The sequence below is a fragment of the Flavobacterium sp. genome (genome assembly GCF_039930565.1).
Lineage (GTDB): Bacteria > Bacteroidota > Bacteroidia > Flavobacteriales > Flavobacteriaceae > Flavobacterium.
The window spans coordinates 1-22,089 of record NZ_JBDTTP010000057.1; the positions used below are offsets into that span (position 1 = coordinate 1).

A 22,089-nucleotide genomic window follows, 5' to 3' on the forward strand; every position below is an offset into this window, starting at 1 on the left:
CATTGGTAAGTCCAAAAGGAGAACCAAGGCTTCGAATGTTAATTCCGGTATTTCTTGGATTTGAAGAATATAATTGTACAGATGGTACCAATTCTTTTATACGGTTTACATTAAAAGCACCACTTTGTTCGGCTTGTTTACCAGTAATAACAGAAACGGCAATTGGAATATCCTGAACTTTTTCTATACGGCGTCTTGAAGAAACAACAACTTCAACAAGCTCGTTTTCATCTTTAAGTGCTATTTGTAACAAAGGTATTGGCAAAGATGTAATTTCTATTTCTGCTGTTTTATAGCCTACATATTGCGCTAAAAGTGTTAATGGAAGTCTTGCTCTTGAGTCTATGGAGAATTTTCCGCTGGCATCTGTGGCAGTACTGAAAGTTGTGCCTTTTATAACTACATTAACGGCTTCCAAAGGAATGTTTTCTGAAGTTGTGATTGTACCTTCAATATTTTGTCCAATTGATATTGAAAAGGTTAAAACAGATAATATTGTAAAGATATTTTTTATAGATTTTTTCATTTTATATTATGTATATGTAATTAGTAGAATTTAAATTAAATTTTTTTTACCAACACATACACATCATAGATGAATTATTTATCACATTTGTGAAACTTGTATTATTATTAAAAAGATTTTTTAAGGTACCAGATTTACTTAATTTTACTTTCATTGCTTTAAACTTTGTAATAGTGTTAATTATTTTTTTGGCAAATATACACAAGTTCTATAAACATAGTAGTATTTAAAAAAATATTTTTTATTTTTTTATTAATGACGCTATAGTAATGTTTTGCATAGCTTTTAAAGTTTCATCCCTAATGATCATTAAACCATGACGCAAACTGCATTCTTCTTCGGTTTTACAGTCAGAACAAGGTTCATAAAAATTTAAGGAGGCACAGGGCAAAAGTGCAATTGCACCATCAAATAATCGATGAATTTCAGCTAAAGTGATATCGTTTTTAGATTTTATCAGATAATATCCGCCAAATTTACCCTGCTTACTGCTTACAAAACGTCCTCGTTTTAGGTCTAATAAAATTTGTTCTAAAAACTTTTTTGGAATATTAGCTCCATCAGCAATTTCTATAGTTTTAGAAATGTGATTTTCGTCTTGCTGGGCTAAATAAAGTAAAGCTTTAAGGGCATATTTTGCTTTATGTGATAACATTCTTGTTTAATTATGAATTGTAAATTAAATTGAAACTGAAACTAAGATAACTCCGGAACGTGAAGCAAAAAAGCAGCTGGTTACCAGCTTCCACCTGAACCTCCTCCAGAGAATCCGCCACCACCAAATCCGCCACCGAAACCACCGCCTCCGCCAAAACCGCCACCTGATGATCCTCCGCCGAAACCTCCAAAACCACCACCGCCACTTCTGCCCAGACTACTTAGAAGAATTACATCCATCAGGCTAGGGCCGCCTCCGCTATTATTGCCGGAATTTCCTCCTCCACCTTTTTTATTGCGAGAAATTAAAATTAATACAATTACACCAATAATAATAAAAGGCAATATCGGAAAATCTTTGCCTTTGGTTTGTTTGCGTTCTCCTTTGTATTTACCAGTAAAAACATCAAAAAGTGCATCAGCACCTTTATCGAGTCCACGATAATAACTTCCAGCCTTGAATTCCGGAATAATAATATTTCGCGAAATTTCACCTCCAATTCCGGCAGTTAAACGATCTTCCAACCCGTAGCCAGGGGATATCCAGATTTTTTTTTCGGTTTTGGCTAATAGAATTAAAACACCATTATCTTCTTTAGCCTGACCAATGCCCCATTCTTGTGCCCATTTTGGAGTAAGGATACCAATATCTTCACCTTTCAGACTTTCAATCGTGATTACTACAATTTGTGTTGAAGTTGAATCAGAATAACGCACTAACTTTTCTTCCAGTTGTGTTTTCTCAGATGCACTTAAAACGCTGGCATAATCATAAACAGATGTTTGGAAACTTGGTTTTTCTGGAATTGTAAACTGAGCGAGAACACTGTTAAAAGTAAAAAATGCAATTATCAGGGATGTAAACTGAAAAATTCCGTTGGAATTTGATATTTTATTTTTGAAAATTTTCATTATTTATCCTTTTGATATTTCGTTTGATAATTCATTTGTGTCTTCTTCAGCCCAGGGAAAATGTTTTTTTAGTTGTTCTCCGGCATTTAAAATCCCATCGACAATACCTTGTTTAAAATTACCTGATTTAAACTGTACAGCCATTTTATCTTTGGTGCAATCCCAAAAATCTGATGCCACAACATCATTTATTCCTTTATCACCACAAATTACAAAATTTTTATCGGCGACAGAAAAATAGAACAAAACACCATTTTTCAACTGTGTTTCATGCATTTTTAATTCATGAAAAATTTCTAATGCCCTGTCAAAAGGTACTTTATCAGTAGTTTTTTCTAAATGAACCCTGATTTCGCCAGAAGTATTTTGTTCAGCCGTACGAATTGCATCAACAATTTCTTGTTCTTCCTGTTTGGTTAAAAAATCTTCTACTTTTGACATTGAAATTATTTTAGAGTGAAATTAACGATTTTAGGTTGTAACTTAATTCTGCAATCTAAAATCGTTAATCAAAATAGTATATTATTTTAGAATTTTACTTCAACTGGTTTGTCTGCACCCGTTACAGCTTCAAAATATGGTTTTTCTTTATAGTCCAGGAACCATTTGTTAGGAATGGATAATATATAACCATTATATTCCTGAACAGCTTCATTGAAACGAGTTCTGGCAGTTAAGATTTGATTTTCTGTACTAGCCAGTTCATCCTGTAGTTTTAAAAAGTTTTCATTAGCTTTTAAGGTAGGATATTGCTCTACAGAAACTAATAATCTTGATAAAGAAGATGATACGCCGCTTTGAGCCTGATTGAATTGTGCCAATTGCTCAGGAGTAACATTACTTGGGTCAATTGTAACAGAAGTAGCTTTTGCTCTTGCTTCAATTACAGCAGTTAAAGTTGATTTTTCGAAATCTGCAGCACCTTTTACAGTATTTACAAGGTTTCCGATAAGGTCATTACGACGTTGGTAGGCAGTATTTACATTTCCCCATTCTTTATTAACGGCCTGATTGTATTTCAAACCTGTATTTTTAATTCCGATTGACCAAAATGCGATGATAGCAATTAGTACAACAATAATTCCTACGGGGATTAACCATTTTTTCATGTTTTTTTGATTTTAAGTTTATTTAATTACAATTCGTTTTTGATGTCTGTCAATTGTGTTTTTATGGTCTCTAATTTACGTATTATTTCGAATTTATCTAATGTTTTCTTTTGACCTTCTTTCAAATGGATTTTAGCACCTTCAAGGGTAAAACCGCGTTCTTTTACCAAATGGTAAATTAATTGCAGGTTTACAATATCTTCAGGCGTGAACATCCTGTTTCCCTTTGCGTTTTTTTTAGGTTTTAAAATATCAAATTCACTGTCCCAAAAACGTATCAATGAAGCGTTTACATTAAAGGCTTTCGCAACTTCGCCAATACTGAAATATCTTTTATCCTTTGAAAGCTCGATATGCATGCTGTTTCGCTTTAATATTTTATTTATGATTAATATTAATTGTATTAATCTAATGACTGATTTTCCTGATTCGCTAATTTTGATATGGCGATATATTCCTCCGCCGACATATTTCCGTAATAAAAATTAAGCGGATTCACTACTTTTCCATCTTTATGCACTTCATAATGACAATGTGGCCCTTCAGATCTTCCGGTACTTCCTACGTATGCTATAATATCACCACGTCTTACATGTTGGCCAGCCCTGCAGTTGTATTTGCTCAAATGTGCATATAAACTTTCATATCCAAAACCATGTCGGATTACAATATGGTTTCCATAACCAGAAGCCGAATTGTCAGCTCTGGCTACAATTCCGTCACCTGTCGCATAGATTGGAGTCCCCGTGTTAGCAGCAAAATCCATTCCATTATGCATTTTCCTTACTTTCGTAAAAGGATCTGTCCTGTATCCAAAACCCGAAGCCATTTGTTTTAAATTCTCATTACTAACTGGTTGTATTGCCGGAATGGCTAGTAATAAATTTTTTTTGGCCCCGGCTAATTTTAAAATTTCATCCAAAGATTGAGACTGAATTGCCAGTTGTTTTGACAACCTGTCAATTCGTTTTGTGGTATTCAATACCAATTTCGAATTGTTGAAACCCTCTAGATCCTTATATCTTTTTAAATCCTTAAATCCTGCTTTTCTAATGGAATCCGGGATTTCTGAACGGTTAAAATAAACTCTGTATATATTGTTATCCCTATTTTCAAGAGCTTGGGTTACATCATCAATCTCATCCATTTTTTTATTTAGAATGGAATATTGCAATTTCAGATTCTCAATTTCACGTGCCTGAAAACGATCTTTTGGAGTCTCAAAATACGGAGTGTTAATTAAAACGACAAAAACCAAAAAACCAAACAGCGCCGAAGCTACTAAAAACAAAATGGCAAACCCTAATTTAGTCCGCTTTTTAGTTTTTATTTTTTTATAGGCCAGATTTTCTGAATCGTAATAATATTTTACTTTCGCCATATTTTAAAATACCCTATTTTTGCACACTGTAAAAATGTTAGTCGAACAAATTTAATAAATGTTTCAGTTGTTCACGGCTTTTTTAAAGAATAAAAAACAATTAGACAATGTGTCATTTGATAATTAGATATTGTATTAAGAACGAAATTTATTGTTTAAAATTTTAGGGTTTTAATAGAATATATCTAATTGGCACATTTTCAGATTAATTGAATTATCTAATTGGCACATTTTCAAATTATCTCATTATTAAATATGAAATCACAAGACGTACGTAAACAATTTTTAGACTTTTTTCAAAGTAATGGACATTTAATAGTTCCATCTGCTCCCATTGTTCTTAAAGACGATCCAACCCTTATGTTCAATAACTCGGGAATGGCTCAGTTTAAAGAATATTTTTTAGGAAACGGAATGCCAAAAAGTAAAAGAATAGCCGATACGCAAAAATGTCTTCGTGTTTCAGGAAAACATAACGATCTTGAGGATGTAGGTTTTGATACCTATCACCATACGATGTTCGAAATGCTGGGTAACTGGTCTTTTGGAGATTATTTCAAAAAAGAAGCCATCAACTGGGCGTGGACTTTATTGACAGATGTTTATAAAATTCCAAAAGAAAATCTTTATGTTTCTGTTTTTGAAGGAAGCAAAGAAGATAATGTGCCTTTTGATCAGGAAGCCTGGGATATCTGGAAAACTTTAATCGATGAAGACCGAATTATCCTTGGAAACAAAAAAGATAATTTCTGGGAAATGGGCGATCAGGGACCCTGCGGACCTTGTTCTGAAATTCACGTTGATTTACGTTCAGAAGAAGAAAAAGCTTTGGTTAGTGGAAAAAGCCTGGTAAACAATGATCATCCGCAGGTAGTTGAAATCTGGAATAATGTATTTATGGAATTCAACCGTAAAGCAGATGGTTCCTTAGAGAAACTTCCGGCACAACACGTTGATACCGGAATGGGATTTGAGCGTTTGTGTATGGCTTTACAAGGAAAAACTTCGAATTATGATACTGATGTTTTTACTCCGCTTATCGAAAAACTAGAGCAAATTACAGGTTTTACCTATACATCTGATGAAATTAAAAACATCAGTGAAGAACAAAATAAAACCAATATTGCGATTCGTGTTGTGGTAGATCACGTTCGTGCGGTTGCGTTTGCAATTGCAGACGGCCAATTACCATCTAACACTGGAGCGGGTTACGTAATTCGTAGAATTTTGCGTCGTGCCATTCGTTACGGATTTACATTTTTAAACACAAAAGAACCTTTTATCAATAAACTGGTTGAAGTTCTGGCCAACCAAATGGGAGAATTTTTTCCTGAAATCAAATCACAACAACAATTGGTTACCAATGTAATTCGTGAAGAAGAAGCTTCTTTTTTAAGAACTTTAGATCAAGGCTTACAATTGTTAGATAACGTAATTGCACAAACTTCAGGTTCTGAAGTTTCTGGAGCAAAAGCTTTTGAATTGTATGATACTTTTGGTTTTCCGAAAGATTTAACAGCTTTGATTCTGAAAGAAAAAGGAATGTCTTTTAATGAAACAGAATTTGATGCTTCCATGCAAGAACAAAAAAATCGTTCTCGCGCAGCATCCGAAGTTTCAACAGAAGATTGGATTGTATTGATTCCTGGAAATGTAGAGACTTTCGTTGGTTACGATAAAGTAGAAAATGAAGTAAAAATTACAAGAATCCGTAAAGTTGATTCTAAGAAAGATGGAATTCTATACCAAATAGTTTTGGATAATACACCATTCTATCCTGAAGGAGGAGGACAAATTGGAGATAAAGGAACGCTTGTTTCTGCAAATGAAACAATCGAAATCATCGATACTAAAAAAGAAAATAACTTGATCTTGCATTTTGCAAAACAGCTTCCGGAAAATATAGAAGCAGGTTTTGTGGCAAAAGTAAATACCGATTTAAGAACATCAACTTCTAAAAATCACTCTGCTACGCATTTAATGCATTTGGCTTTGAGAAATATTTTAGGAACGCATGTTGAACAAAAAGGTTCGTTGGTAAATCCGAATTATTTACGTTTTGACTTTTCGCATTTCAGTAAAGTTTCTGATGAAGAATTACGTCAGGTTGAAGCAAGTGTAAATGCGCAGATTGAAGCACAATTACAGTTAGTTGAACACAGAAATATTCCGATTAAGGAAGCATTGGATAAAGGTGCAATGGCTTTATTTGGAGAAAAATACGGCGATAATGTCCGTTTGATTGAGTTTGGAGAAAGTAAAGAACTTTGCGGAGGTATTCACGTAAAAAACACAGCTGAGATCTGGTACTTCAAAATTATTTCTGAAGGTGCTGTTGCTGCCGGAATTCGTCGTATTGAAGCAATTACCGGAGATGCAGTAAAAAACTTTTATCTCAACCAGGAAAATACTTTGGCAGAGATAAAAGAAACACTTAAAAATCCACAGGATGTTTTGAAATCTGTTGCTTCACTTCAAGATGATAACATGAAGTTGAAAAAACAAATCGAGCAGTTACTTAAAGAAAAAGTAAGTGCGTTAAAAATAGAATTAGAGAATGATTTCAAAGAAGTAAACGGGGTAAATTTCCTTGCCAAACAAGTAGATTTGAGCATGGCGTCGACTAAAGATTTAGCTTCGGCATTAGGAAGTTCAAAACCGGATTCTTTTGTGTTTCTAGCTTCTGTTGAAAATGGTTTACCCAATATTCATTGTTATATTGCTAAAGAATTGGTAGCAGTTAAAAGCTTAAACGCAAACGCTGTTATTAAAGAACTAGGAAAATATATTGAAGGAAATGGAGGAGGACAACCTTTCTTCGCTTCAGGAAAGGGGAAAAATGCAGATGGGATCCAACAAGCTTTGGCAAATGCAAGTGAATTTGTGAAATAAGGTATTTTAAAATTTTTCAGATATTAGAAATAAAGGCCCAAAAAAGGAACTTAACTTTTTTTGGGTTTTTATTTTAAAATGGGTTAGGTTTTTTGTTTTAATAGTAGTTCATTTGTAGGAAATTTTAATAAATAAAACCTACGCAAATGAAAAAAATTTTATGCTTATTTGGTGCTTTAACTTTACTGCTTACTTCCTGTACTAATGATTCTTCTGAAGAAAATTCGCTATTACCTAAAAAGCAAATTTACACTTATGGCTCTCAACCCGGAGAGAACAATACAATAACATATTCTTATACTGGAAACAAAATTGATAGTTTAAATTATGATGACGGTACGAAAATAGTGTTTACTTATACAGGAGATTTAATAACAAAAGCAATTTATACTGAAGATGATGAAGATCATTCAACGACTACAACGTTTACGTATGAAAATAATAAATTAAAGTCTTTTCTGGAGACGTCACCAAACTCCTCAAGCAGAAAGAAGACATACACTTATAATGCTAATGGAACAATTTCGACTACAACAGTTTTAATTAATCCAACTACACAGCAAGAGATACAAGATTCATCCAGTATATTAACTTTAGATGCTAATGGTAATATAATTAAAGCTGAATTTAATGATTTAGTAAATTCATTTGAGTATGATACTAAAAATAATCCTTTTAAAAGTATAACAGGATACACCTTCTTATTAGATTCAGGTATTTTTGATCAGGAAGCTAATTCAGTTAATAATATATCAAAAATAACAGAAAATACGGGAGGAATTGATACTGGTACTTTTGCTTATGTAAACACCTATAATAGTGATAATTATTTAATTAAATCCGTACAGGGTGATGAAACCTTTGAGTACACTTATTAAATAAAAAGATTTTAGTACAAACGAAAGCCCTTTCATGGAGATGAAAGGGCTTTTGTTTGTTAAAGAAAAAAACTTTAATTCAGAAATTTTACTCGATTGGATGTTAAAAATTATTTTCTTTCACCAATCTGCTGGCGCCACATCGCATAATACAAACCTTTTTCAAGAATTAAATCGTCGTGTTTTCCCTGTTCGATAATTTTTCCCTGTTCCAGAACGAATATTTTATCAGCATGCATAACCGTAGATAATCGGTGTGCGATTAGAACCGTGATCCTGTTTTTGTCTGATATATTTCGGATTGTGGCATTAATTTCTTCTTCTGTAATGGAATCTAAAGCAGAAGTTGCTTCATCGAAAATCAGTAAATTTGGATTTCTTAAAATAGCACGGGCGATTGACAGACGTTGTTTTTCTCCCCCTGAAACTTTGATTCCGCCTTCACCAATTGTGGTATTTAATCCGTCTTCTGCTCGAATTAATAATTTTTCACAACTGGCTCTTTTTAAGGCATCGTATACCTCTTCATCAGTTGCATTTGGTTTTACGAATAGCAAGTTTTCACGAATGGTGCCGGAAAATAATTGTGCATCCTGAGTAACAAATCCTAATTGTTTTCTTAGATCCAGCAAATCAATTTCGGTTGAATCAATGTTGTTATATAGTATATTTCCTTCTGCCGGAGTATATAATCCCACTAATAATTTGACTAAAGTTGTTTTTCCGGAACCTGATGGCCCAACAAAAGCGACTGTTTCTCCTTGTTTGATATCAAAATTAATGTTTTCAACCGCTTTGAATTTGGCTGTTTTATGTTGGAAGCTTACATTAGAAAAAAGCAACGACTCAATGGCGCCAACATGTTTAGGGTTTTTTGGGCGGAATTCTTTCGGGGCACTCAATAAGGTTTTGAAATTTTCCATTGATACTTTAGTTTCATTTAAAGTAATAATGAAATTCCCCAATTCTTGTAAAGGTCCAAAAATGAAGAAAGTAAAAAACACCATCGTCAGCAAATCGCCTATAATAATTTTATCTCCAAATAAGAAATAATATAAAGTAAAAACGACGCAGGTTCTTAAAAAATGAACTGTTGTACCCTGAATAAAACTCAAGCTTCTTATAAAACGGACTTTTTGTAATTCAAACTGTAAAATTTTAAAGGTATTCAGGTTGAGACGTTTTTCTTCCTGATAAGTTAGTCCCAAACTTTTTACAAGTTCAATGTTTCTTAAACTCTCAGTTGTAGATCCTGCAAGTGCATTAGTTTGATTAACAATTTTTCGGGAAACGATTTTTATTTTTTTACCCAAATAGGAACTCACTAAAGCAATAATGGGAGCCGTAACTAAAAAAATAATGGAGATACGATAATCTATTTGTGCTATATAAACGATTACAAATATGAATCCAATTATTGTTTGGAAGATTAGGGAAATTGATAAGGTAATTAGCTTTTCAGAATCAGAGCGTACTTTGGTTAACTTACTTAAAGTTTCACCGCTTCGCTGATCCTCAAATTCGGCGTAAGGCAAATCAAGTGATTTTTTGATTCCGTCCGTGTACATTTGAGCGCCTGTTCGTTGAATTACAACATTGGTAAAATAATCCTGAAAATTTTTTGTAATTCTCGAAATCATCGCCGCACCTAGTGAAAGCCCGAGCCAGAACGAAAGAGATTTGATGAATGCCATTTCGTTTCCTTTGTATTTAGCAAGCCCTACACCGCAATCCTGCATTAATTTACCGGTAATAATAGAATCTGATAAGCTGAAACAGATATTTATGGTAGCCATAATCAAAGCGAAAAACAAAAGCATTTTATGTTTGATTATATAAGAATATAATAATTTCATAGTTTAGGTTGAATTAAAAAAACAAGGTGTAAAAGTAGTGAATAGATTGGTTTTGTAAAGCTGATTTTTGTGTATTAAAAAGTTAATTTTTTTTAAATACTTTTTAAATTTATTGTGCCGAATAGGAATTCAGGAATTATAATTTTAAGACTTAAATTTTGAAATTCAGATATTTCATTCAAATGTGTTACATCCAAATATAAACCATGAAGAACAATTTGAATGTGTTAACTGTTGTATAATTTCATTCTAAAGTTACATAATGCATTATTTTATATAACAAAAAAAATAAAATCAGTTAGCATTTTAGGCATTTAGTCTTGTTATTAAAAAGAGAAGAAGGATTTTTTAAAGTAATTTTATTCTTATAAACTACTAAAAAATAGTACAATGAAAAACTTTAAAAAATTAAAAATCAGCAAGGTAGAAAGAAAACTGTTTTTCTTTTTTATTTTCTGTTTAATGTGGAATGTAAATTTTGCACAAACATTTCCAACAAATTTTGCAGGTGTTCAACTGGCAACAGGATTAGACCCGGTAGGAATGGATGTTGTGCCTGATGGAAGGGTATTCTTAACTGAAAAAGTGGGAAAAATAAGAGTCATTAAAAATGGCGCTCTTCTGTCAACACCATTAATTACAATTCCAACAGTGGATAATTTTAGTGAAAGAGGATTGATGAAAGTAGTAGTCGATGAAAATTTTGCTACTAATGGTTACATCTATGCTTTTTACACGCACAAGGCAAACAATGTAGTAAATAACAGAGTCAGCAGATTTACTGTTTCAGGCGATATCGCTTCTCCCGGCAGTGAATTGGTTTTGATCAATATTGACGCTGTGGATGGAAATACGGGTTACCATAACGGGGGTGGTCTCGCCATTAAAAATAATCAGATTTATATTTCAACAGGCGAAAGTACGGTAGCGTCAAATGCACAATCATTTACTACTTTAAAAGGTAAAGTATTGCGAATCAATACTGATGGAACAATCCCGACAGATAATCCTTATTATACTTCGGCAAGTGGAGTATACAGGGCAATTTGGGCATTAGGCCTTAGAAATCCATTTAAATTATCTGTAGAAAATGGAACTGGAAAAATACTTTGTAACGATGTAGGAGCCGGAACCTGGGAAGAAATCAATGAAATCCAAAAAGGCAAAAATTATGGCTGGCCTACAATTGAAGGAATAAGAACCAACCAAACTGCACCGGCAAATTATAAAGATCCATTTTATGTTTACAACCATAGTAATGGGGCTTGTAGTATTACTGCAGGAGCTTTTTATAATCCTGTTACTGCTGTATTTCCAACCTCGTATATTGGAAAATATTTCTTTGGGGATTATTGTGCAGGATGGCTAAAAACTATTGATGCAAACGGAACAGTGGCTACTTTTGCTACAGGAATCGACAGGCCTCTGGATGTCGCAGTTAGTAAGGATGGTGTTTTGTATTTTATAGCAAGAGGAGGAATAGATGGAGGTTCTAATGATGCCAATACGTCCAGTAGTGAAGGGGTACTTTGGAAAGTGAATTATACAGGAAATGGTATTCCGGTGATTGGTGTTCAGCCTGCGAACAGAACAGTTTCAATTGGTCAGAGTACTACATTTCAAATTGTAGCTTCGGGTAATCCAACACCTGCTTTTCAATGGCAACGCAATAATGTTGATATTGCCGGAGCGACTCAAAGCAGTTATACACTTACTAATCCCGTATTAGCAGACAATGGAGCCCAATATAAAGTTAAGGTAACCAATTCTGCGGGATCAGTAACAAGTAATCCGGCTACATTAACAGTAATTAATAATCAGTCTCCGGTACCTGTAATAACCGCCCCTACAACTGGAACCCAATACAGTGGCGGAAATGTTATCACGTTTACAGGAACTGCTACAGATACTGAAGACGGTACACTTCCTGCAAGTGCATTTACCTGGAGAATAGATTTGTTTCATTTTGATGATCCTCAGCATTCACATCCTGCATTAGATTTTACATCTGGAATTAAAACAGGAACTTTTACAATACCAACAGATATGGAAACTTCTCCCAATGTTTTGTTTCGTATATTCTTAACCGTAACCGACTCAAATGGTGCAAGTAAAACTGTCAGCAGTGATATTGTCCCTGTCGTTTCAACAGTTAATCTTGTAACAAATCCACCCGGACTAAAATTAAAATTAGACGGAAGCCAGGTTACGGCCCCTTACTCTTTTACTGGGGCCAAAGGAATTAACAGGGCTATTGAAGCACCTTCTCCACAAACTCTGAATGGCAATACCTATGTTTTTTCTTCCTGGTCAGATAATGGAACTCAGGCTCATACGATTTCCACTCCGGATAATGGGTTTTCCTATACAGCAAATTTTACATTACAGCAAGGAGGAAATACGATTGTTAATGGAGGTATTTATGAAATGGAACCACAACATTCACTTGGAAAACGCCTGGATGTCAATGGTGCTTCTGCAGAAAATGGTGCTTTAGTAGAAATGTATACACGAAACGGAAATTCAAATCAACAATGGAAATTTATCAGTTTAGGAAATGATATTTATCTTATTGAACCACAAAATGCAATTGGTAAACGTTTAGATGTTAGTGGGAACAGCTCCGCTAATAATGCACTGATTAATTTATATCAGAATAATAATAACGCAAATCAAAAGTGGAAAGCGTATCCAATTGCTGATCAGCCGGGATTGTATCGTTTTGAACCACAAAATGCACTGGGAAAAAGACTGGATATTGAGTTGATTGGCGGAACTGATAAAGCAGCAAGCAGGACATTAGACACGGGTAACAGTCAAAAATGGAAATTGTATCCAGTATCGTCATTCAAAACCCAGGCAGCAGTTGTTAATACAGACCAATCAAATGGCTTTTATGCTTATCCAAATCCATTTTCGAGTGCTACAACTATAACTTTTCCGGTTGATAATTCAAAAGAAAAAAAATCAATAGATATTTTTAATCTTCAGGGAAAATTATTGAGAACAATTGACATTACAGAAAACAAGCAGGGAGAAATAAGTATCGACCGTAATGATTTGCAAAAAGGGATGTATGTCTATCGTTTAAAAATTAATAACAATATTGCCTCATCTAAAAAAATTATAATAGAATAAAACTATAGTGAACCAATTAATGCAAATGGCTCTAGTGAATCTGATAAGGATTCACTGAAGTCATTTTTTATTTTAATACCTGTTCCTGCTTTCTAGTTTTGCAGATTAACAGTAAATTTGAATAAATTAAAACATTTTTTAATTATTCTCCTCTTTGAATAATGTCAAAACTATAATACAGAAATTAATAATCTTCAATTATGCAATTCAGAACCCAAATAATAGTGTCTAAAACGAAATTTCCGATAGATTATAACTCCAAAATTGTTTCGTTAGGTTCCTGCTTTGCCGAAAATATGGCAGATAAACTGGATTATTTCAAGTTTGATAATGCAACAAATCCATTTGGGATAATTTTTAATGCGGTTTCAATATTTCAAAATGTTAAAAGGGTCGTTGACCAGGACTTATTTACAGAAAAAGATGTTTTTTTTCATAACGAACGCTGGCATTGTTTTGAAGCGCATTCCGATTTGAGTAATTCCGACAGGGAAGAATTGCTGGAAACTTTGAATAAAGCAATTGAAGTTACGTACAAACATTTAAAGGAAGCAACTCATATTATTATTACTTACGGAACTTCCTGGGTTTACCGAAATATTGAAAGTAATGAGATTGTTGCCAATTGTCATAAAGTACCTCAAAAGCAATTTTCAAAAGAATTACTATCAGTAGAGGTTATTGAGAAGAGTATTCAGAATACAGTTGCTTTGATTCACACATTCAATCCAAATGTAAAATTCATTTTTACAGTTTCACCGGTCCGTCATATAAAAGATGGCTTTATCGAAAATCAACTCAGCAAATCTCATTTATTTACTGCGCTGCACAAAACCATCAACCATCAATCACCAACCATCAACTATTTTCCTTCCTATGAAATAATGATGGATGAACTTCGTGATTATCGTTTTTATGCAGAAGATATGCTGCATCCCAACCAAATTGCAATTGATTATATCTGGAAACTTTTCTGCGAAAATTACATTTCAGAAAACAGCATTTCAGTCATGCAGCAAGTAGATGAAATTCAAAGAAGTCTTCGTCATAGAAGCTTCAACCCTGAATCTTTAGAACATCAGAAATTTTTATCCCAACTTCATGAAAAAATTAAACTTTTAGAAGCAAAATGTTCTTCAATTAAGTTTTAAAATCTTTGTTACAAGTAATTAGGAATAATTATTTGTCACCTGAAATTTTAGAATAATTTCAAGCAATTGTGTAAATTGTTACAATTAAAAATTCAGAATTTTGTAAAATGTAGAAATACACTTTTTTAATAACGCATTCAATCTAACGTGTTTATTGGCATATGAATAAGAAATCAGTTTATTTTCTTAAAAAAACACTACGTATACTACTTTGGTGCGTGGGCTCTATTATCGCGTTATTGTTGCTTTTAACTGTTTTAATACAGATTCCTTCAATTCAGAATTATGCAAAAGATAAGGCAATTACTTACCTGCATAAAAAGATTAAAACTAAAGTTACTTTAGATAGAATTGCAATTAAATTTCCGAAAGAGGTAGTGCTGGAAGGTTTTTATTTTGAAGATCAAAAAAAGGATACTTTATTAGCAGGAAAGCGTTTAGAAGTGGATGTTGATTTATTCAAACTGATTAGTAGTGAACTTGAAATCAATTCGGTTTCTTTGGAAAATGTAAGTGCAAATATCTCCAGGGATAAAAAAGGTGTTTTTAATTTCGATTACATTATTAAAGCTTTCGAATCAAATGAACCAAAAGATCCAAATAGTAAACCTTTTAAAATTTCTGTTGTAAAAGTAAATCTGGATAATATCAATTTTAATTTCAAGGATGATTTTGCTAAAAATGATGTAAAAGTAAAACTGACCCATTTTGACACAAAGTTCAATGAATTTGATCTGGATAAAATGGATTTCGATATTCCGAATATTAATTTAAACGGATTAAAATTGGTTTTGGATCAGGATGCAGTAGAAAAAATCGCAGAAGTTTCTGTTGAAACAGTGGATACCATTTCAAAACGAAAAGACTTCAAATTAAAATTAGATAAAATCCATTTATCTAAAATTGATGTTTCCTACGGCAACAAGGATTCTAACTTGGATTCAGGAATAAAACTGGGGAATTTAAATTTATCGGTTAACGAAGTTGATTTAAACAAACAGCTTTTGGATTTTGATACTTTCGAATTAAAAAATCTAAAAGGGAATTTAAGATTAGGTGCCAAAGATAAACATCTGAAAACTCCAAGTCTGGATTCAACTTCAATAAAACAATCTGGATGGAAAGTAAGATTAAAAGATGTTGATATTCAGGATATTGCTTTCAAATTTGATGATATGCAATCTGCACCAACTCAAAAAGGTATCGATTACAGCCATTTGGATTTAAGTAAATTCAATCTGAAAGCAGAAAAATTATATTATGGAAATGATACGATTTCCGGAAATATAAAATCGCTTGCCGCAAATGAAAAGCGAGGTTTGAATATCCAGTCCTTAAAGACCAATTTCTTTTACGGACCAAAAAATGCAACACTGGAAAATTTATATGTCAGAACTCCTCAGACACTTTTACAGGATAAAATAACATTAAAATATGCTTCTCTTGCCGCGTTAAAAAAAGATATTGCCAATCTTGCTATTGATGCCAATTTAAAAGATTCGAAAGTTGGTTTTAAAGATGTTTTGTTATTTGCTCCGGATTTACAAAAAACAAATCCGTTTAAAGATAATCCAAATGCAGTTTTATCTTTAAATACACGTTTAAACGGAAAAATAAAAAACCTGAATATTTCACAATTCGAAATGAGCGGAATAGGAACGACAAAGGTTTCCCTTTCGGGGAAGATTACCGGTTTGCCTGATGCCAAAAAAGCGTATTACGATTTGGATATCAAAAAACTATCAAGCACTTCCAAAGATGTTTATTCTTTTGTTCCGGCGGGAACGATTCCGAAGAATATTCAGCTGCCTTCACAGTTTAATTTAAATGGAAAATTTAAAGGTTCAGTTCAGAATTTCAAAACCAATTTAGCTTTACACAGCAGCTTTGGTAATGCAAAAGTCAATGCTTTGTTTGATCAGCGTGTTAAGAAAAAAGAGAAATACGACGCAACAGTTTATCTATTGGATTTTGATTTAGGAAGGTTGATCAAAAATGATTCCATCGGAAAAATTACGCTTAAAGCAAAAGTAAAAGGTAAAGGCCTGGATCCTAAAACGGCGCAGGCAGAATTAGACGGAATCGTTCAAAAAGCAGTTTTCAACAGATATACTTATAGAAATTTAGCTTTAAAAGGAAATATCGAAAACGGATCCTTTGCTGTAAAATCAGGAATGAAAGACCCAAATTTGAATTTTAACCTGACAGCCAGCGGAAACACAAAGCAAAAATACCCATCAATCAAGTTAAAACTGAACCTGGATATTGCCGATTTGGAAAAACTGAATCTTCATGCCGGTCCAATGAAATTAAGAGGAAATATTGATGCGGATGTAGCCAATAGTAATCCGGATTTTCTAAACGGAAAAGTATTTCTTTCAAATGTTCAAATTTTACAGGATGCAGAACCGATTGTTCTGGATTCGGTTCGTGTGATTGCATTTTCAGATAATACACGTAACAATATCAAAATATCTTCTCAGTTTTTACAAGCTGAGGTAGATGGAAAATATAAATTGACAACGCTTTCTTCTGCTATAAAAAAATCATTGTCAAAATACATTGATTTAAAAAATCCAAAAGTAAATGGAGAATCGGATGAACAAAGATTGACTTTTACATTAAAAATCGATAACGATCCGATACTTTTTAAACTTGTTCCGAAATTAACAGGTTTAGAGCCTATCAACATTACAGGAAAATATAATAATGTAACCGATAGTTTAGAAGTAAAAGGAACGATTCCGAGAATTGTTTACGGAACAAATACAATTGCAGACGGAAAAATTAATATTGAAGCAAAAGAAAACGCTTTAGAATATATGGTTTCTGTTGCCACAATTGAAAGCGGTTCTATAAAAGTTCCGTTTACAAGTTTATCCGGGAAAGTCGAAAACAATAATTTGACATATGCACTTGAAGTTCAGGATGCAAAACAAAAACAGCAGTATTTTATTGCAGGTGTATTTAAAGCAGAGAATTCTAAAAACATCCTTAAAATCGATGCTGAAAATTTTGTTTTAAATTATGAAAAATGGAATATTGATCCTGAAAATGCAATCGAATTTGGAGATAAGCGACTTTATATCAATAAGTTTTATTTAGCTAATGCCGGAAACGAATTGAAAATTCAATCGCAGGGAACTCAGAATAATGCACCGTTGCAGGTTGACTTTGTAAACTTTAAAATTGAGACCATCCTTAATATGGTCAAAAAAGACAAATTGCTGATGCAGGGTTTGATCAACGGAAACGCAGTGGTAGAAAACATAATGACCAGTCCCACTTTTACATCGGATTTGAAAATTGATGACTTTGCTTTCAGAGGAGAAGCAGTTGGAGATATTACAGTAAAAGTAGACAATAAAACCAATAATGTATTAGCAGCAAATGTTATCCTTACTGGTCAGGAAAATGATGTAAATGTAAATGGAAACTACAGAATCAATGATGGTAATTTAGATTTTAATGTTGATATTAACAAACTTACCATTAAAAGTATTCAGGGATTTACGATGGAAAATGTTACTGAAGGAACAGGTTACTTATCGGGCAATTTTAAAATTGTTGGTAAAACATCAAGCCCTAAAGTTTCAGGGGAATTAAATTTCAATGATGCCGGTCTTAGAATTACCCAGCTGAATTCTTATTTTAAAACAGATCAGGAAAAAATCACTTTCAATAATGACGTCATCACTTTCGATAAGTTTACGCTGAATGATGAAAACGACAATGAATTATCTGTAGATGGAACTATTCAATCTCCTGATTTCAAGAATTATAATTTCGGTTTAATCATTACTGCGGATAATTTCAGGGCTATTAATTCTAAAGCAACTGACAATGATTTGTTTTACGGAGATTTATTTTTGGATACCAAACTAAATATCAAAGGAACATTAGACAGCCCGGTTATTGGAGGAAATATAAAAATCAACGAAGACACTAAATTCTCTGTTGTTTTACCACAGTCAGATCCTTCTATTGCAGATCGTGAAGGGATTGTAGAGTTTGTGAATGAAGATAATTTATATCTCAAACAAACGATTGAAATGGAGAATAAACTGAATCAGTCTCCATTAAAAGGAATGGATGTAAGTGTTGAAATTACGATTGAAAAGGAAGCAGAGCTTACACTTGTTATCGATAAAGGAAATGGAGATTACCTGAATCTAAAAGGAGAAGCTCAGCTTACCGGTGGAATTGATCCTTCAGGTAAAACAACGTTGACGGGTAAATATGAATTCTCTGATGGGGCTTATGAGATGAATTTCAATATGATCCGTAGAAAGTTCAACATTCAGAAAGGAAGTTCTATTACCTGGAATGGAGAACCAACAATGGCTACATTAAATATTACAGCCATTTATGAAGTCGAAACGGCACCAATAGATTTATTAGGAAATCAGTTGGGAGCAATGAGTGCAACAGAAAAAAACACGTACAAGCAGAAAATTCCATTTCAGACACATTTAAAAATGAAAGGTGAATTGCTGAAACCTGAAATTACGTTTGATATAATTCTTCCGGAAGGTAATTATGGTGTTTCATCCAATGTTATTGATATGTCAAGAACAAAGTTAGAGCAATTGAGACAAGAACCGGCAGAATTAAACAAACAGGTTTTTGCCCTTTTATTATTGAATCGGTTTATTGGTGAAAATCCGTTTGCAAGTGAAAGCGGCGGAACAAGTGGAGAATCACTGGCCAGACAAAGTGTAAGTAAAATATTGTCGCAGCAATTAAATGACCTTGCGGGAGATTTAATTAAAGGAGTTCAACTGGAGTTTGATTTGGAATCTACAGATGATTACACAACGGGAACAAGAGAAAACAGAACCGATTTGAGTGTTGGGCTTTCTAAACAACTCCTTAATGACAGGTTAAAAGTTTCCGTTGGAAGCAGTTTTGGGGTCGAAGGACAAGAACGTGCCAACGAAGAAAGTACCAATATTGCCGGAGATGTTGCACTGGATTATCAGCTCACCAAAGATGGTCGTTATATGGTTCGTGCCTATCGAAAAAATGAATATCAGGTTGCTGTTGAGGGACAGGTTGTAGAGACGGGAGTTGCTTTTATCATTACGATGAGTTACAATAAATTCCGTGAACTTTTTCATCGAAGTGCTGAGGAAAAAGAAATGATCAGGGAAGAAAAATTGCTTAAGGAAAAAAGAAAACTCAAAGAGAAAGAAAAAGAAGAAAATAAAGAAAATCAGGAAGATAAAATTGAAGGAAATGAGCAAAAAACATAATAATATGGAAAACAGATATATGAAATTTTATATACTGCTGCTGTCCTTGTTTTTTGTTTTTGGCTGCAGCAATACCAAATATTTGCCGGAGGGTGATTTATTATATACAGGAGCTTCTGTAAAAGTCAAAGATTCTGTGATTAAAAAGAAAGAAAGAAAAGCACTTGAAAAGGAGCTAAAGGATTTATTACGTCCAAAACCGACGAAACAAATCTTAGGTTTGCGTCCTAAATTATGGATTTATAATTTGGCCGGTGAACCAAAAAAAGAAAAAGGAATCAGATATTGGTTACGCAATAAAGTAGGCGAGGCTCCGGTACTTTTTAGTCAGGTTGACTTAGATTACAATTCATCTGTATTAAGAAGTTTTGCAGAAAACCGTGGCTATTTTAAAGCCCGTGTTAGTGCAGATTCTACCGTTAGCAATAAAAGAGTTACGGCAGAATATACGGTTACACCAAAAAAACAGTATACGATAAAAAGTGTAATTTTTCCTGATGACTCTTTAGCAATGTCAAGAATAATTGGAAGATCAAGCCGAAGAAGTTTATTAAAAGTCGGAAATCCGTATGACTTAGATGTTATAAAAGCAGAAAGGGAAAGAATAGACGCCAGACTTAAGGAGCGAGGTTATTTTTACTTTAACCCTGATTATATTTTAGCTCAGGTGGATAGCACTAAAGGCGACCATGAAGTAAAAGTGAGACTGGTCATAAAAGCAGATGCTCCCCCAAAAGCACTTACGGCTTATAAGATTAATAAAATCGTTGTTTATCCAAATTTTACAGTTTCAAAAGACAGCGTAAAATATAAAAAAGAAGACATTGTTCAGTATAAAGATTTTACAATTATCGATACAGCACACACTTTTAATCCGCGTGTTTTTGACCGTTCCATTTATTTTAAAAAGGGCGATTTGTACAATAGAAAAGACCATAATCTTACTTTGAATCGTTTTGTAAACCTGGGAACTTTCGGTTTTGTTAAAAATGAATTCAGGGTTTCAGACAGCATACCAAAATCACTGGATTCGTATTATTATCTGACCCTGCTGCCTAAAAAATTTATCAGGGTCGAGGTTTTAGGAAAGACCAATTCGGCAAGTTATACAGGAACGGAAATTAACGTAAATTGGAACAACAGAAATTTATTTAGAGGTGCAGAATTACTAACGATCTCCGTTTTTGGTGGTGCCGATTTTCAGCTGGCAGGAGAAAATAAAGGTAATAATATATATAAGCTGGGAGCAGAAACAAGTCTGACCTGGCCGAGATTTGTTACTCCCTTTAATATCGAAGGCTCCAGTGGATTTGTACCAAGAACGAAAGCAACATTGCGATACGAATATCAAAACAGAACAGAGCTATACTCCCTCAATTCATTTAATGCTTCCCTTGGGTATTTATGGAAAGAAAATATCAGAAAAGAACATCAATTGAATGTAATCGACATTACCTATGTGAGTCCAAATAACGTAACACCGGAATATCAGGAAGATATTCTTGAGAATCCTGCTTTAGGAAGAGTTATTGAAAAGCAATTGATTTTTGGACCAACTTATCAGTATACGTTTACCAATACAATGCAAAAGCGTAAAAAACATACTTTCTATTTTAATGGGGAAATAGATTTGGCAGGAAATATTACTGGGCTAGTAACAGGTGCCGATGTTAAAAATGATAATCAAAAAACTATTTTAGATGTTCCGTTTAGTCAATATGTGAAAATCAAAACCGACTTTAGGCATTACTTAAAGCTTGGAAAAGAAAGTGAATTGGCAAGCAGAATTATTCTGGGAGCAGGTTATGCCTATGGAAATTCTACAACGATGCCTACAACAAAACAATTTGTAGTAGGAGGAACCAACAGTATACGCGCCTTCAGAGCAAGATCTTTAGGGCCTGGAACTTTTAAGGCCGAACCTACCAGTACTTATTTGCCTGATCAGTCTGCAGATTTAAAATTGGAATTTAATACGGAATACAGAGCAAAACTTTTTAGTATTGTAAGAGGAGCAATTTTTGTTGATGCCGGAAATATCTGGCTTTTAAATGCTGACCCTAATAAACCCGGAGCTGAGATTACCAAAGATTTCATGAAACAAATTGCCGTAGGAGCAGGTGCGGGACTTCGATTTGATTTGTCTTTCCTTGTTTTGAGAACAGATTTAGCTTTTCCGTTAAGAAAACCTTATTTGCCTGAAAACGAAAGATGGGTGATTGATGATATTAATTTTGGAAGCGGTTCCTGGAGAAAAGACAATCTGATTCTTAATATTGCGATTGGATATCCGTTCTGATTTTTTTAAATTGGATTTCCGATAATAGCAGTTTA

At 33.5% G+C, this 22,089-nt stretch carries 14 protein-coding genes; 6 read left to right on the top strand and 8 right to left on the bottom strand.

Features of this window, described 5'->3' with window-relative positions:
* The 7 genes from ABI657_RS13750 to ABI657_RS13780 all read right to left on the bottom strand — a co-directional run.
* The coding region (locus ABI657_RS13750; protein WP_348097841.1) for a carboxypeptidase-like regulatory domain-containing protein at nucleotides 1-526 on the bottom strand (526 nt) is incomplete at its 3' end.
* Between the two features lie 241 nt (nucleotides 527-767).
* The gene (locus tag ABI657_RS13755) at nucleotides 768-1,181 is read right to left on the bottom strand and encodes an Rrf2 family transcriptional regulator (protein ID WP_348097842.1); all 414 of its coding nucleotides are present in this window, start codon (nucleotides 1,179-1,181) and stop codon (nucleotides 768-770) included.
* Between the two features lie 80 nt (nucleotides 1,182-1,261).
* Nucleotides 1,262-2,095 (bottom strand): TPM domain-containing protein, encoded by an 834-nt coding sequence (locus ABI657_RS13760; protein ID WP_348097843.1) that lies wholly within the window; start codon nucleotides 2,093-2,095, stop codon nucleotides 1,262-1,264.
* A gap of 3 nt (nucleotides 2,096-2,098) precedes the next feature.
* The gene (locus ABI657_RS13765) at nucleotides 2,099-2,536 is read right to left on the bottom strand and encodes a TPM domain-containing protein (protein ID WP_348097844.1); all 438 of its coding nucleotides are present in this window, start codon (nucleotides 2,534-2,536) and stop codon (nucleotides 2,099-2,101) included.
* A gap of 86 nt (nucleotides 2,537-2,622) precedes the next feature.
* Entirely contained in the window at nucleotides 2,623-3,204 is a 582-nt protein-coding gene (locus tag ABI657_RS13770) for a LemA family protein (protein ID WP_348097845.1), read from the bottom strand.
* Nucleotides 3,205-3,230: 26 nt separating this feature from the next.
* The gene (locus ABI657_RS13775) at nucleotides 3,231-3,563 is read right to left on the bottom strand and encodes a MerR family transcriptional regulator (RefSeq protein WP_348097846.1); all 333 of its coding nucleotides are present in this window, start codon (nucleotides 3,561-3,563) and stop codon (nucleotides 3,231-3,233) included.
* A gap of 44 nt (nucleotides 3,564-3,607) precedes the next feature.
* Nucleotides 3,608-4,585 (bottom strand): peptidoglycan DD-metalloendopeptidase family protein, encoded by a 978-nt coding sequence (locus ABI657_RS13780; protein WP_348097847.1) that lies wholly within the window; start codon nucleotides 4,583-4,585, stop codon nucleotides 3,608-3,610.
* Between the two features lie 255 nt (nucleotides 4,586-4,840).
* Between ABI657_RS13780 and alaS the strand changes: the two genes are divergently transcribed.
* Nucleotides 4,841-7,477: an alanine--tRNA ligase gene (gene alaS / locus ABI657_RS13785; RefSeq protein WP_348097848.1), complete on the top strand. Its 2,637-nt coding sequence runs from the start codon at nucleotides 4,841-4,843 to the stop codon at nucleotides 7,475-7,477.
* A gap of 146 nt (nucleotides 7,478-7,623) precedes the next feature.
* Nucleotides 7,624-8,355: a hypothetical protein gene (locus tag ABI657_RS13790; protein WP_348097849.1), complete on the top strand. Its 732-nt coding sequence runs from the start codon at nucleotides 7,624-7,626 to the stop codon at nucleotides 8,353-8,355.
* 110 nt (nucleotides 8,356-8,465) lie between these two features.
* On the opposite strand, the gene ABI657_RS13795 is transcribed toward ABI657_RS13790, so the two are convergent.
* The gene (locus ABI657_RS13795) at nucleotides 8,466-10,211 is read right to left on the bottom strand and encodes an ABC transporter ATP-binding protein (RefSeq protein WP_348097850.1); all 1,746 of its coding nucleotides are present in this window, start codon (nucleotides 10,209-10,211) and stop codon (nucleotides 8,466-8,468) included.
* A 390-nt stretch (nucleotides 10,212-10,601) separates the two neighbouring features.
* On the opposite strand from ABI657_RS13795, the gene ABI657_RS13800 reads away from it, so the two are divergent.
* The 4 genes from ABI657_RS13800 to ABI657_RS13815 all read left to right on the top strand — a co-directional run bounded on the left by ABI657_RS13800 (nucleotide 10,602) and on the right by ABI657_RS13815 (nucleotide 22,054).
* Complete coding sequence (locus tag ABI657_RS13800) at nucleotides 10,602-13,349, top strand: PQQ-dependent sugar dehydrogenase (RefSeq protein ID WP_348097851.1); 2,748 nt, start codon at nucleotides 10,602-10,604, stop codon at nucleotides 13,347-13,349.
* Nucleotides 13,350-13,549: 200 nt separating this feature from the next.
* Nucleotides 13,550-14,500 carry a GSCFA domain-containing protein gene (locus tag ABI657_RS13805; RefSeq protein ID WP_348097852.1) on the top strand — a complete coding sequence of 317 codons (951 nt, stop codon included), beginning with the start codon at nucleotides 13,550-13,552 and terminating at the stop codon, nucleotides 14,498-14,500.
* 161 nt (nucleotides 14,501-14,661) lie between these two features.
* Nucleotides 14,662-19,755 carry a translocation/assembly module TamB domain-containing protein gene (locus ABI657_RS13810; protein ID WP_348097853.1) on the top strand — a complete coding sequence of 1,698 codons (5,094 nt, stop codon included), beginning with the start codon at nucleotides 14,662-14,664 and terminating at the stop codon, nucleotides 19,753-19,755.
* Nucleotides 19,739-22,054: a BamA/TamA family outer membrane protein gene (locus ABI657_RS13815; RefSeq protein WP_348097854.1), complete on the top strand. Its 2,316-nt coding sequence runs from the start codon at nucleotides 19,739-19,741 to the stop codon at nucleotides 22,052-22,054. Before ABI657_RS13810 ends, ABI657_RS13815 begins: the two co-directional genes overlap by 17 nt.
* Nucleotides 22,055-22,089 lie beyond the last annotated feature (35 nt).